14 protein-coding genes and 1 pseudogene are annotated in these 12,315 nt (G+C 48.9%); 9 read left to right on the forward strand and 6 right to left on the reverse strand.

Going from position 1 to position 12,315, the window contains the following annotated elements:
• Positions 1-105: 105 nt before the first annotated feature.
• The 5 genes and pseudogenes from ACKTT1_RS02230 (at position 106) to ACKTT1_RS02250 (ending at position 6,156) form a co-directional block, all read left to right on the forward strand.
• Positions 106-1,074 (forward strand): carbohydrate kinase family protein, encoded by a 969-nt coding sequence (locus ACKTT1_RS02230; RefSeq protein ID WP_412710024.1) that lies wholly within the window; start codon positions 106-108, stop codon positions 1,072-1,074.
• Between the two features lie 98 nt (positions 1,075-1,172).
• Entirely contained in the window at positions 1,173-1,301 is a 129-nt protein-coding gene (locus ACKTT1_RS02235; protein ID WP_412710025.1) for a hypothetical protein, read from the forward strand.
• A gap of 193 nt (positions 1,302-1,494) precedes the next feature.
• Positions 1,495-2,244 (forward strand): ZIP family metal transporter, encoded by a 750-nt coding sequence (locus tag ACKTT1_RS02240; RefSeq protein ID WP_412710026.1) that lies wholly within the window; start codon positions 1,495-1,497, stop codon positions 2,242-2,244.
• Complete coding sequence (locus ACKTT1_RS02245; protein ID WP_412710027.1) at positions 2,225-4,531, forward strand: diguanylate cyclase; 2,307 nt, start codon at positions 2,225-2,227, stop codon at positions 4,529-4,531. Before ACKTT1_RS02240 ends, ACKTT1_RS02245 begins: the two co-directional genes overlap by 20 nt.
• A 213-nt stretch (positions 4,532-4,744) precedes the next feature.
• Positions 4,745-6,156 (forward strand): annotated as a pseudogene (locus tag ACKTT1_RS02250) (diguanylate cyclase domain-containing protein).
• 7 nt (positions 6,157-6,163) lie between these two features.
• Here ACKTT1_RS02250 and ACKTT1_RS02255 read toward each other — a convergent pair.
• Together ACKTT1_RS02255 and ACKTT1_RS02260 are read right to left on the reverse strand one after the other, a co-directional pair.
• Positions 6,164-6,496: a nucleotidyltransferase domain-containing protein gene (locus tag ACKTT1_RS02255; RefSeq protein WP_412710028.1), complete on the reverse strand. Its 333-nt coding sequence runs from the start codon at positions 6,494-6,496 to the stop codon at positions 6,164-6,166.
• Positions 6,497-6,533: 37 nt separating this feature from the next.
• Positions 6,534-6,713 (reverse strand): hypothetical protein, encoded by a 180-nt coding sequence (locus ACKTT1_RS02260; RefSeq protein ID WP_412710537.1) that lies wholly within the window; start codon positions 6,711-6,713, stop codon positions 6,534-6,536.
• Positions 6,714-6,946: 233 nt separating this feature from the next.
• Between ACKTT1_RS02260 and ACKTT1_RS02265 the strand changes: the two genes are divergently transcribed.
• Complete coding sequence (locus ACKTT1_RS02265) at positions 6,947-7,330, forward strand: nucleotidyltransferase domain-containing protein (RefSeq protein WP_412710029.1); 384 nt, start codon at positions 6,947-6,949, stop codon at positions 7,328-7,330.
• Positions 7,327-7,734: a HEPN domain-containing protein gene (locus tag ACKTT1_RS02270; protein WP_412710030.1), complete on the forward strand. Its 408-nt coding sequence runs from the start codon at positions 7,327-7,329 to the stop codon at positions 7,732-7,734. The genes ACKTT1_RS02265 and ACKTT1_RS02270 overlap by 4 nt, the downstream gene beginning before the upstream one ends.
• On the opposite strand, the gene ACKTT1_RS02275 is transcribed toward ACKTT1_RS02270, so the two are convergent.
• The 4 genes from ACKTT1_RS02275 to ACKTT1_RS02290 form a co-directional block, all read right to left on the reverse strand.
• Complete coding sequence (locus ACKTT1_RS02275) at positions 7,690-8,379, reverse strand: transposase (protein WP_412710031.1); 690 nt, start codon at positions 8,377-8,379, stop codon at positions 7,690-7,692. The genes ACKTT1_RS02270 and ACKTT1_RS02275 overlap by 45 nt on opposite strands.
• A gap of 75 nt (positions 8,380-8,454) precedes the next feature.
• The gene (locus ACKTT1_RS02280; RefSeq protein ID WP_412710032.1) at positions 8,455-8,583 is read right to left on the reverse strand and encodes a hypothetical protein; all 129 of its coding nucleotides are present in this window, start codon (positions 8,581-8,583) and stop codon (positions 8,455-8,457) included.
• Positions 8,580-8,960, reverse strand: coding sequence for a transposase (locus ACKTT1_RS02285; RefSeq protein WP_412710033.1), 381 nt, complete (start codon positions 8,958-8,960; stop codon positions 8,580-8,582). Before ACKTT1_RS02285 ends, ACKTT1_RS02280 begins: the two co-directional genes overlap by 4 nt.
• Positions 8,961-9,300: 340 nt before the next feature.
• The gene (locus ACKTT1_RS02290; RefSeq protein ID WP_412710034.1) at positions 9,301-9,777 is read right to left on the reverse strand and encodes a DUF6431 domain-containing protein; all 477 of its coding nucleotides are present in this window, start codon (positions 9,775-9,777) and stop codon (positions 9,301-9,303) included.
• A 193-nt stretch (positions 9,778-9,970) separates the two neighbouring features.
• Here ACKTT1_RS02290 and ACKTT1_RS02295 point away from each other — a divergent pair, with 193 nt between their 5' ends.
• Positions 9,971-11,125: an ROK family transcriptional regulator gene (locus ACKTT1_RS02295; RefSeq protein WP_412710035.1), complete on the forward strand. Its 1,155-nt coding sequence runs from the start codon at positions 9,971-9,973 to the stop codon at positions 11,123-11,125.
• Positions 11,126-11,140: 15 nt separating this feature from the next.
• The gene (locus ACKTT1_RS02300) at positions 11,141-12,277 is read left to right on the forward strand and encodes a uroporphyrinogen decarboxylase family protein (RefSeq protein WP_412710036.1); all 1,137 of its coding nucleotides are present in this window, start codon (positions 11,141-11,143) and stop codon (positions 12,275-12,277) included.
• Positions 12,278-12,315: the final 38 nt, after the last annotated feature.

Here is a 12,315-nt window from a genome sequence, read left to right on the forward strand (position 1 = left end):
AGCTTCCAGGGCTGTATGCTATTATGAAGTGGGCTTATTTTGAGTATTTGGGTGAGCGCTGAAAGTTCTGAGGGGTGTTTTCAGAAACTGGGGAGTGAACAGACCATGCAGAATGCAGTTTGCGGAAGCTTCGATGTGGTCTCTTTGGGCGAGGTGGTGGTGGATGCTTTCCAGATGAGGGAAAGTCCACTTTCTTTTTCCTTTTTCCCGGGTGGGGCTTCAGTCAACGTGGCGGTGGCTCTGGCCCGCCTTGGTGTGCGGAGTGCCGTCATAGGAAAGGTTGGAGCCGACCCTTTTGGGGAGTTTCTCCGCAATACTTTACGGGCCGAGGGTGTGGGAGAGAAGCTTTGCTTTTCGAACGGGGAACGCACTTCTCTGACCTTTGTCTTTGGCAAGCAAGACCCTTATTACCTGCGCTATTCACGCTCTGATTTGGACCTTTCCCCTCAGGATGTGGACTGGACGCTTTTACAGTATGCGCGAGCAGTGCATCTTGTATCTTTGGATTTCGTCGCTGCCCCAATTAGGGAAGTTTCCGAAGCTGTCCTGCGTCACTCTCGAGAAGAGGACATATTCGTTTTTTTCGATTTTAACCACCGCCCGGCATTCTGGGAGGGGCCCGATGAGGCACGAAAGGTGGTCTGGGCACTGCTTCCTGAGGTGGACTTTTTGAAGCTCAACCTTGAAGAGTTTCTTCTTTTGAGCGGAAAGCAGGAACTGGAGCTGGGAGCGGAAGTTTTACTTGCTCAGGGAGTGTGGAATCTGGCGGTTACCCTGGGAGAGGGCGGAGTCTTTTTTGCCAACGCTCTGGTGCGAGGCAAGCTACCTTCTTTTTCGGTGCCAGTTGCAGATGTCGTGGGTTGCGGGGATGCCTTTTGCGCAGGCATACTCTTTGTGCTTCTTAAAGAAGGCATGCGCAAGGGTTTGGCGCTTCCACCTTCACTTTTCAAAGAAGCGGTCCTTTTTGGTGCCGCCTGTGGAGCGCTCACAGCAAGCAAACGGGGGGCTTTTTCGGCTTTTCCGCACCTTGAGGAAGTGGAAAAGTTTTTGCGGGAAAACCCACCGCTTTTTTGAGGAGCTATCACCCATTTTTTTTGCGTTCTTCCCCTAAAGAATTTTCGTTTTCTGCCGATACATATAAGTGGAAAACAAAAAGAAAGGAGGAAAGACCGATGGGGATGAAAGTTAAGAGCAATGAAACACTCTACGGTGAGAAGGGTCGTTCGCTGGCAGTACGCTGTGAGAGCGAGGATAGCGAAGAAGAAAAGAAAGTACCCATAGTTTCAGATGTGGTGTTTTAGAGTCATGGTCGTATTCGCTCAATCTCTGGTGTGGGCAGTGTTTTTTGATTGGTGTGGGAGCTCCCATTCTTTTTTACCGTTATCCTGTGTACTGCAGCGTGCTTTGCGTTTTTAGGCCGCTTTCATATTCTTCTTGCCTCCTTCTTGCTTTTTGAGTACCCTATTTGAAAAGTCCTTTTTGGAGGTTTAAGCAGTGAGCATTCTCTGGTGGGGCATTCTGGGTAGCGCTCTGGCTGGTTTAGCCACGGGTCTTGGTGGCATACCGGTTCTTTTCCCTTCCCTGAGCGCGGTTTCCCATCGCTTTCGTGATGAGCTTCTGGGCTTTGCAGCTGGAGTGATGCTGGCAGCCACCGCTTTCAGCCTCTTAATTCCAGCTATTGAATATGGAGGGGTGTGGGTAGCCCTGGCTGGTGTGGCGTTGGGGGCGCTGCTCCTTGATTTGATGGACCGCCTTGTGCCTCATGAGCACTTTGAAAAGGGCTTAGAGGGGCCAAAGAGCAGGTTGCGCGAAATCTGGCTTTTTGTCATTGCCATTACGCTTCATAACTTCCCTGAAGGCCTGGCGGTGGGAGTGAGCTTTGGGACCGGGAACGTAAGCGATGGAGTTACTGTGGCTACAGCCATAGGCATTCAGAACATTCCCGAGGGCATGGCAGTGGCCATCTCCTTGCTTGGGGTTGGCTATCCGCGCTCCAAGGCCTTCTTTTACGCTTTCTTGACTGGTTTGGTGGAACCCTTGGGAGGAATTCTGGGGGCGGGGCTGGTCTCCGTCATGCACTTTTTCTTGCCCTGGGGAATGGCTATTGCAGCGGGAGCCATGCTGTTTGTGATCAGTGATGAAATCATCCCCGAAACTCATCACGGAAAGTCTGCCCGCTTTTCCACCTACGCGTTGATTGCAGGTTTTGGTATAATGATGCTGCTTGATAATCTCCTGGGGTAAAAGCCTGGCTTTGGAAAGGTTGGATGTTTCTTTGAGCACTAAATCCCTGATTATACGCTTTATGGTGTTTTTCGCTGTAGGGTTTTCACTAACCTTTGCTTTTTTTACCTTTTTGGAACTTCGGGTTTTGAACGAGTGGATGTTTTCCTACTCCAGAACCTTTTCCAATTTTGTAGAGTACGAGGTAAAGCGATGGTCTGAACAGTATTTTCACAACGTTTTGCTCTACACCGCTTTAGCAAAGGATATCGCCTGGCTTAGTGAGCGAGAGCTCACTGCCTTCAAGGAGTCAAATCCCGAAGTTCTGAAAGTTTCCATAGTGGAAGCAAACGCTGAGGAGATTTTTCCCTATCCCTATCGGATTCAAGCCCGGGAAGGGCTTTTGCAGGTGCGCTTTCTGGTTTTTGATGATGCAAGCCGAGCGTTAGTTAAAGATAGGGGAGTTGAGGCAGTCATCGATCCTCAATTGGTGCTGCATCGCCTGGGTATGGATGAAGTCGTTGAAATTGTCTCCCAAGATGGCAGACCTTTTGCCTTCGGCCTGCGAGTAAATTATCAGAAGTTATGGGAAGGTTTTTACAGTACTGGGAGGCTTGTCTTTTCTTTGCTTGTAGGGATTTTTGCTGCTTTTCTGGTGCTTTTTTTCGATTATCGAAAAAGGTTAGATGTGGAGCGGGCGTTACGTAGAGAGTATAAACATCAGTCCCAGGCACTTCGAATGATGAATGAGTTCTTTCGGTCTGCTCTGTGCTCAGACTGCAGTAGCTTGGGTTATTCTCAAATCCTTGAGAGGGCAGTAGAGGTGATTCCCCATGCTCAGGGAGGGAGTATTCTGGCCCGGCAGGGAAATTTTCTGGTTTTCGAAGCAACTCTGGGGTATCCTCTGGATGCTTTGAGGCAACTTCGTTTTGGGGTGGACAGGTTGGAGGCTCGTCCAGAATGTGCGGCAATTCTTCGAGGAGAACCCGCTCTGGTCACCGATTTGAAAAGATTGCTTGAAGTCTGCTTGGATAAGGAGGTCCATCAGTCTTTACTTCAAAATTTGCGCTTTGAGAGGGTAAAATGTTCTCTTTCTGTGGCTATAGGGGTAGAGGGAAAGCTCCAAGCAGTTTTGATTCTGGACAACTTTGAAGAAGAGGAGGCTTTTTCATCTGCAGAGATCGAGATGCTCAAGCTCTTTGCCGGGCAGGTCAGTGCACTGTGGACGAGAAGGACTTTTGAGGAGCGTCTTTCCTTTCAGACCCGGGAACTGGGTGTAAAAAGCAGGATCCTTACGGAGATGTTGAGCTTTATGAAGGCTCTGCTTGATCCAGGCCACAGGTTCAATTATGCTGATATTTTGAGGAAAGCCGTGGAGCTGGTTCCCGGTGCCCAGAGGGGTTCTCTGCTTTTAAAGGCAGGGGAGGTTTTTGTTTTCCGGGCGGCGGTGGGCTACGACCTGGAAAAACTGGCCCGGGTTACCCTCACTGGAGAGGAACTCTCCCGGGAGATGACCCCAGAGGTGAAGGTGGTCAGGAACTTAGACGAGCTTAACCGCTCCCGGCTTTCTAAGGAAAAACTGGAATTGCTTGCTGAATCGGGGAGAGAGGGAACCATTAGGGCAACCCTCTCGGTACCTCTGGTTTTAGAAGGGGAAATCGTGGGCTTTTTCAACCTGGATAACCTTGAAGACCCTGAGGCCTTTGGTCCTGGGGAAATCGAAATTGCTCAACTTTTTGCTGAGCAAATCAGCGTGGTCCTGGAGCGCCTGCGGCTTGAAGAAAAGCTCGAAGAACAAAAAAGGCTCCTTGAGCATCTCTCTTGCCACGACCCGCTTACGGATTTACTTAACAAGCGGGCGTTTCAAGAAATGGCTGGGAAGGTTCTGGCTTTGGCTCGTCGGGAGAAAAAGCCGGCTTTCGTGCTTTATCTGGACCTTCGGGGTTTTAAAGAGGTCAATGACCGCTTTGGCCATGAAGCTGGAGATGCTATCTTGCAGGTGATTGCCGAGCGCCTGCAAAAAAGTTTGAGGGAAAATGATGTACTGGCCCGGGTGGGGGGCGATGAATTTATCATAGTGATTTACGGGGGTGACCGCAACTCAGTGGCCGGCATTGCAGAAAGAATTGCCAGCTCAGTGCGGGAACCGCTTGTGTGGGAAGGAAACGTTTTGAGCGTTGCGGCGAATCTGGGCATTGCTATCTACCCTGAAGATGCAGACACTTTGGAAGAACTGGTGCGCAAGGCTGACCTGGCCATGTACCGGGCAAAAAGGAATGGGGCATCTTTTGCCTTTTTCAGCGAGTGAGGGATTTTTCTGGATTGCCGGTGAGAAATGTTTTTGCACCTGGGTTGCTGGGCTATAATAGGGGAAAATTCTGAGCGTTGGTGAGGATGGTTTTCACCCCTTTAAAGGTGGAAGATTGCTTTTTCAAGGAAGATTACCCGGGCGGTGAGAACGGTGACCGTTAAAAGCAAGGTGGTTTTGCTCAGCGTTTTGATTGCTTCTTCTCTGGCGGTGGTGTTTTTTCTTTTGCTGTTTCAGAGGGTCAACGCTTTTTTGAGGGAGAACGCCCTGCAAGAAGCAGCAAGGCTGCGTAGCGCCTTTCAATTTCTCCTTGCGGAGGAAAAGGAGCGCTTTGAAAACCATCTTCCGGATTACAGCATGTGGACGGAACTGGGAGAAAGAGCAGTTGTGGAGCGCGATGAGGACTGGATTGAGGAAAACCTGGAGCCTTGGGTACGGGAGCAGTTCGGCTATTCGGTGCTTCTGGTTACCGAAAGCGGAGAAATAATCACTTCTTCGCCTAACTGGCCGCTTCGGAGTGGTGAGTTTCCTCCATCTTCTCTTTCCGGAGCAGTGTTTTTGCGCTCTGGTGAGGAGCTCTGGATGGTGGTTACCGCTCCGGTGACCAATGATGAAGGGGACAAAGAGTATGGAGCTTTTTTGAGTTTTGCAAAGCCCATCGATGCAGAGCTGCTTGAAGCATGGTCGCAGATTCTGGGGTGCGACATTGTGGACGTTTCTTCCGGAGTTCTGCCGCCTGAATGGTCGGAGTTGCCCTCCTACTGGCAGCATAAGAGCGCTTTCACCAAAGAGGGCTATCTTTACGTCAGTTTTGAGGTAGTCGGGGAGCCTGGAGAGCTGCTTAAAAAATTCCTGTTGCGCAGGCGCTATGAAATACCGCTTCAGGTGAGCAGGTGGGCGGGTAATGTGCTGCTTTGTCTGGGTGTGGGATTTGGGCTCCTGCTTTTTCTTTTGAACTATGTTTTTGAAAGAGTGGTTCTGCATCCTTTACGGGCTCTGTATCGAGCCTCTGAGCAGGTAGCCTCTGGTGAGTATTCCTTGCAGCTTCCCGTGGGGAGGAACGATGAAATTGGTCTTCTCTCGGTACATTTTGCCCGCATGGTTGAAGCCTTGAGCGAGCGCGAAAAGGAGCTGCAAAGGGAGAAGAAGAAAGCAGAAAGGCTGGCTCAGATTGACCCTCTGGTTGGAATTCCCAACCGTAGATATCTTGAGGACCGCTTAAAAGAATTGATAGAGGATAAGGTGCCTTTTTCGCTGGTTTTTGTAGACCTTGATAAGTTTAAAAAGCTAACGATCTTTTAGGCCACAGCGAGGGGGACAGGTGCTTGAAGCGTATTGGTATCTGGTTTGAAAAGCACATTCGCAAAGAAGATTTGGTCGCCCGTTACGGGGGAGATGAGTTTTGCTTTGTGTTTCCCGGATTAAACCACCAGCAAGTAGAAGAGGTCATGGAGCGCATTCATGCTGAGTTTGTTACCAAAAAGTTTGTTGAAGGAATCACCCTCGACTTTAGCTATGGCATTGCCTCTTTCCCCACTGATGCCTCAGACATCGATAAGCTCCTGGAACTTGCCGATGGCAGGATGTACCGCAAAAAGAAGTTGAAAGCACTGCGCGAGGTATGAGGATTTGCTAAAGCTCCACCCCGGTGCGGAGGGCTTCCTCGATGAGGGGATTGCCCTCTTCCTGCAGGGCCTTGAACTCCTCGGAAGTGTAAACCAGGGGCTCTATGGGGAGTTCGGTAAGTTCCAGGATCAGTCCTATGCGCTCAAAGAAGCGTTCCTTGAAGTTGCCGACGATGATGAGGTCGATATCACTTCCCTCGTGAATTTCACCCCGGGCGACAGCACCGTAAAGATAGATTTTTTCTATTGGAAAAAGGATTTTCAGCTTTTGAGCAAACTCCTTTACTGATTCAATAAGCTTTTCACGGTCTGCAGGATCAACTCGGCGGAGCTTATGCATGCTTTTGAATCCTCCTCTTCGTAAAACTCTGCGGAAGCTACATCACCGGAAAGGCCGTTTTGGTTCTCGAGTGGGAATGGTAGAACATGTCCAATTTCTTTGCTTTGTGGGGTAACTGGTTGAAAGTGACATCAAGTCTTGTGCATTCACGAACCAGTTCTTTCAAGGAATGGGTTATGATGGAAGTGTACCCTTTATCGTAAAGGTAAACCTTCAGGGCTTTTTCTCCACTCTGCTGAGCCTGAAAACAAGCCCACTCTGCAGGCTATCCCGGGCAGCCGCCAAATCAGCTTCGGCCTGTTTGAGCCACTTAAGAGTAATTTTCCGCATATTCTCATTATACCAGGTATTGCTTTTTGAGATGTGTAAAGGTTTCCTGAAGAGGCAAATTTTGAGAAGTGCATCTTGAGAAGGGTTATAATAAAGACACAATCCAGGCTGGCGTAAGTTTTGAAAAGAAGAGGCAGGGAAGCTTGCTCGGTGCTTCCAGGTGGAGCCATGAGGAGAGGGGACATAGCCAAAAAGATTAAAAGGGTAATAGAAAGAACCCTTGAGGAAAGCGGTGTAGGGGTTGATGAAGTGATTCTTTTTGGTTCCCGAGCAAGGGGGGATCACGAGGAGCTGAGTGACTATGATTTGCTCGTGGTGTTGAAAGGTGATTTTGATATCCGCAAAAAGAGGGAAATGAGGAGAAAGATATATAACGAACTGCACAGTGTTTTTCCGGCAACCTCTTTTGACGTGATAGTAAAAACGGATGGAGAATTTGAAGAGGAAAAGAAGGTGGTAAACACCATCTCTAACCAGGCTTTTTTGGAGGGCAGAAGGATATGAAAAGAAATCTGGTTTTGAGGTGGCTTAGAAAGGCAGAGAGCGACTTAGCGTCTGCAGAAATTTTGCTTGGTGCAGGGAACAGGGTAACTGATGTCATTTGCTTTCACTGTCAGCAGGCAATAGAAAAGTATTTAAAGGCTTTTTTGACCGACCGGGAGGTAAGGTTTGGCAAGGTGCATGATCTAAGAACGCTTCTTGATCTGTGTATTCAAAAAGATCAAGATTTTGAGGAGCTGGATAAGGAATCATTATCGGAACTCACTTTTTATGCTGTTGATGTCAGATATCCAGATGAGTTTTACATGCCTTCGCTTGAAGAGGCAAAAGGAGCTTTCGAGTCGGCAAAGAAAATCAGAGGATTAGTGTTTAAAAAGCTCGGCGTGGGAGAGAAAGAGCTGCAATAAGGTTTTTTGGAGAGGGCAAAGCCCATCCAAACACTTTTGGGTCTGCAGGTACTTCTTCTGCGGGAGCACTTCTTCATAACCATCCTCATCTATCCCCAGGGCGAGGTATACCACCTCTCCTTCTACATCACCTCTCCTTATCTTGAGCACAACCCCATCGAGAAAGATGAAAGGATACCACCTTTTTATCCTCCTCTTGCGGAAGGCTTCTACCTTTTCCTGTAGGACATCGGTGATTCTAGAGACCCAGGAGGCAGAATATTTGTCCCCAATCAGTGAGCTTATTGTTCTGGAGATATCTCTTGTAGAACATCCCCCTTGATACATAGCGATTATGAGTTCCTCAAGCTCACACAATGCCTTTCGGTAAGGCTTTATAAAGAAAGGCTTAAAGCCTCCTTCCCTTGTCCTTGGGACCCTAAAATCTTCTATCCTCCCGAAAAGACCCTCGATGCCTCTTTCATAGAAGCCGTTCTTGGCTTCCCCTTCTTCCTCACAGAAGACTTCCCTCTCGATCAAGGCCATCTCCTCAAGGCAATCCTTTATCATCTTTTTGAGTTCACTTTTTACTATTTCCCTCAGGACTTTCTCTTTGTTCTCCTCTTGCGATAGAATCTTTATGAGTTCTTTGAGCTCTCTTCTCATATCGACACCTCCTGGTTAAATTTTTCTTGGTCCACCAGGAGGTATTTTGTATGAGCTTAACCCCCTTATACAATTTCATACTACACTACCCAAAAAATCGGTGAAGATGTTGCAGTGAGCCAGCAGTTCCGGGAAGACCACCACCAGATGTTGTTTGAGCTGGGTCTTGGTTCTGGCAATTTGTTGCGTGAGGCTTTCCCTCACCCTGGCCAGGGCAGCCAGGTCATCCAGCTTGTTAGGGATGAAGGAGGGATCTCTTCCAGGTTTTTAAGCAGAAACCTGGCGATGGTGAGAGCGTCAAGGCGGTCAGTTTTGGTCTTGCGCAGGGTGATGCTCTGGGAGAACTTTTTGATGAGGGCTGGGTTGATGAGTGCCACCGGGTACTGGTTGGTTATCAGGAAGGCCAGGAGGTTGAGGTGGTAACTCCCAGTAGACTCCAAACCGACCAAGGAGTTGGGATAGGAGCTTGTGAGCTGACTGAGAGCAGTGAAACCTTCCAAGTTCATATGCAGCTGACCTTCACTGAGCACCTGCAAAGAAGCATCAATGCCTATGAAATACTGCCAGGAGTTTTTATTCATGGCAAACCTCACAATAGTTATTTTTGGTTTTGGAGTCCCAAGTCCTATCTCCCGCTTGACAGTGGCTTATTAGCCAAACCAACCAATAGGGACTTTGGGGACGGGGGGCAGACTCCTTTTGAAGCTCTAAGGCTTAGGGGAACATGGTCCTCTGTCCCTTTTGAGTTTATACCATAATTATTCGTAGGAGGGTAGAAAGGTGTTTCGGACAGGTGCAGTGTGTTTTCTTGTCATTGTCTTTCTCTGGGTTGGTGTTGTAGCTCTGGCTTCGGAAGTGAATGTGGGTTGCGTCAAGGCCCTGGCCTTTTTTCCGGATGGGAATCTGGCCGTGGCCGTCACTCTAGGTGTGGAGGTACGGGAGGTTCCCTCTCTGGGAGAGGTGAAATTTTTGAGGGCTCAAACCGGTTTTGTCACCTGTATGGCCCTTTCCCCGGAAGGAGAGCTCATCCATGGTGAGGATCACTTCACCTTCCCCTCCTTTCCAGGGGAAGCTCAGGGGAACATAGCGGGCAAGGAGGCGGAGGACTCTCCCTGGGGTGATGGAGAAAAGTTGGGCTACAGCCACAAAGCTCATCCTCCAGGTGGTGGCAAGAACCTGGTGGATAGCTTCCTGTGTGAATCGTGCCCAGGGACGAAGAGAGGGAGGACGAAGGGTTGTGGTTCTCCGGCAGTGGGTACACCGGAACCTCCTCGGAGTGAAGGAGAGGAACATCCATTTCCCGGAGAGGAACTGGTGGTGTATCCTTCTTTCCCTGAGTTTCCCATGACCATGGAGCTTTCCCTTCTCACAGAGAGGACAGAGAGTTTTAGGTTTCACCTCTACCTGGAGGGGTCTTTTGTGTGACGTGGGTGGGAGGTGTGACCCCCTTTCTTCTTTTGTTCTTACTCAGAATACCATCCCACCATTTTTAGTATAGAGCCGACCACCCATTGACAATCTCAGTGAACTTTGCTATTTATGAGGATAAATTAATTACAAACTGTAAGTAATTATCATATTATTCATTCCGATGGTCGTTGGTACCCCCGAAGGATGCAGAAAAGTAAATAGGAAAAACATACTTCTGGAAATCAGAAACAGTGCTCCGATTTCGCGTACCGAGCTTTCAAAACGAGTGGGACTTTCGCTTCCCTCAGTATCGCGGATTATTGGACCCTTGATTGAAGAGGGGATTGTTCAGGAGACCGGCAAAGGCACATCTTCCCTGGGGAGAAAGCCAACTCTGCTTGAGATCAACCCGGAATATCGCTATGTGTTTGGCGTGGACTGCTCCCGGCAGATAACCGTGATACTCAGCGATTTACACCTGAGAGCTCTTGATGAGAGGGAGGTAGAGGCCAGTCCATCACTGGGTCCTCACAAAATTGCTCACCTTATTTTAGAAGTGGTTGAGGAAATATGCCAGCTGCATTCACTATCACCTGATCAGATTGCAGGGATAGGCATTGCAACCCCCGGGTTTTGCTTCAAACACTCTGAGAAAATTGAGGAGTCACCCTTTTCTGGTTGGGAAAGCACCGATGTTGTGCAGTTGTTTTCAGAGCTGATACCTTACCGTCTGGTTATTGACAACATCGCCAGGGCTTCAACGCTCGCGGAAATGTCTTTGGGCTGGGGAAAGGAATTTTCTTCTTTCTTTTATTTTTTCTGTAGCTGGGGAGTGGGAGGGGGTTACGTATACAATGGTGAGCTGGTTAGAGGAGAACAGGGGTCCTGTGGAGAGGTTGGACACACGACTGTAGACCCTCAGGGGATGGTGTGCTATTGTGGTAACCGGGGATGCCTCGAACAGTATACCTCTACTGCTTTCATTCTCAACGCGTTGAAACAGGAAACGGGTCAGTATCTCACCTTTTCCGAACTTCTTGCCAGGTACCAGAGACGGGATTTAACAGTGCTTACCCTTTTGGGAAGGGCAGGTTTTATGCTGGGGAAAGGCATTGCGAACGTTATAAATCTTTTGAACCCAGCGGCGGTGGTTTTGGGCGGTGAACTGGCGCAGTTTTCAGAGTACGTGGAGGAAGCAATTTGTTCTGCGAGGGAGAACATTTTTTCTTTGAGAGCGCAAAACACCCCTATACTGGTCAGCAGGCTTCAGGAAAGAGGTAGCGCCCTGGGCGTGGCAAGCGAAGTGGTTACTTCTTTGCTGGAAGACTTGACCTGAAGGAGGCAATGAGAAATGGATTTTCGCAAGGACATTCTGGACACCTTTGAGGGGAAAAACAGGAATGTTGTGTGGCAGCCTCGTCTGGAGCACTGGTTTAACGTTAACAAGGTTTTGGGCAAACTTCCCGAACGCTTTCAGGGTGCAAGCATACTGGATGTTTACCGGGATCTAAGGGCCTCTGTGCGGTACTTTTATGGAGAGAGCGTTGACATTTCCTCACCGGTTACCTACATCATTTTTGAGTATTCCCATGGAGCCTCGGTTGAAGAAGTTGTTGAAGGGGATACCATCCATGTTTACTTTCGTTCCCCAAAGGGTACCCTCTATGGTCGGAAACAGCTCGGTGAGTGGGGCTGTTCCTGGCATTATGTTGAGCATCCGGTGAAAAAGCTGGAAGATCTGGAAATTCTCGAGTACATCATCACCAACACCCACTACCGTTTCAATCAGGAGTTCTACGAGGAGGCAAAAAAGAAGCTCAACGGGCTGGGAGAGGTACAGTTTTACTGGGAAAGGTCGCCCTTCCAGAGACTGTTTCTCCAGTTTGCAGGTATTGAGAACACCATTAATCTGATTTATGATTATCCCCAAAGGTTGAAAGAATACCTCAAAAAGGCCGAAGAGGCTGAAGATGAGCTTTTTGAGGTTCTTGCTTCCTGTCCTGTTCGCATTCTTAACTTTGGCGAAAACATTGATGGGCGCTTCAACTCCCCTGCTGTTTTTGAGGAGTGGTTGCTTCCTTACTACGAAAAGAGGGTGGCCCAGCTTCACAAAGCGGGCAAGTTTTGCCATATTCACATGGACGGATCGCTGAAGCCACTCCTTCCCTACCTTAAAGGCCTTCCTTTTGACGGAATTGAAGCCCCGACGCCCCTTCCCCAGGGAGACGTTGAGGTTGAGGAATTGAAGGAGGCGGTAGGAGAAAAGGTTATCCTGGACGGGATACCGATGCTCCTTTTCATGCCTGAATACGATGTTTTGGAGCTGGAAGTTTTCACTCTGAAAATCTTGGATGCTTTTGCTCCCCGCATCGTTCTGGGTATATCTGACGAGCTGTCTCCGATGTGTGAGGTGGAAAGGGTGCGTCTGGTTTCGAAACTGGTGGAGAAGTGGAACCAGGAGAGAGGAGGTGAGGAACGCCCGAGGTAAAACCTTATTTTTTCCTATTGCCGGGTTTTTAAACATTG

It is taken from the genome of Atrimonas thermophila (genome assembly GCF_045864955.1).
Taxonomy (GTDB): Bacteria; Atribacterota; Atribacteria; order Atribacterales; family Thermatribacteraceae; genus Thermatribacter; species Thermatribacter velox.

Coding starts and splice junctions, on each gene's coding strand:
- ACKTT1_RS02300 (WP_412710036.1), top strand. CDS start 11,141: ATGGATTTTCGCAAGGACATTCTGGACACCTTTGAGGGGAAAAACAGG.
- ACKTT1_RS02255 (WP_412710028.1), bottom strand. CDS start 6,496: ATGCATAAGCTCCGCCGAGTTGATCCTGCAGACCGTGAAAAGCTTATT.
- ACKTT1_RS02270 (WP_412710030.1), top strand. CDS start 7,327: ATGAAAAGAAATCTGGTTTTGAGGTGGCTTAGAAAGGCAGAGAGCGAC.
- ACKTT1_RS02275 (WP_412710031.1), bottom strand. CDS start 8,379: ATGAGAAGAGAGCTCAAAGAACTCATAAAGATTCTATCGCAAGAGGAG.
- ACKTT1_RS02285 (WP_412710033.1), bottom strand. CDS start 8,960: ATGAATAAAAACTCCTGGCAGTATTTCATAGGCATTGATGCTTCTTTG.
- ACKTT1_RS02235 (WP_412710025.1), top strand. CDS start 1,173: ATGGGGATGAAAGTTAAGAGCAATGAAACACTCTACGGTGAGAAGGGT.
- ACKTT1_RS02230 (WP_412710024.1), top strand. CDS start 106: ATGCAGAATGCAGTTTGCGGAAGCTTCGATGTGGTCTCTTTGGGCGAG.
- ACKTT1_RS02295 (WP_412710035.1), top strand. CDS start 9,971: ATGGTCGTTGGTACCCCCGAAGGATGCAGAAAAGTAAATAGGAAAAAC.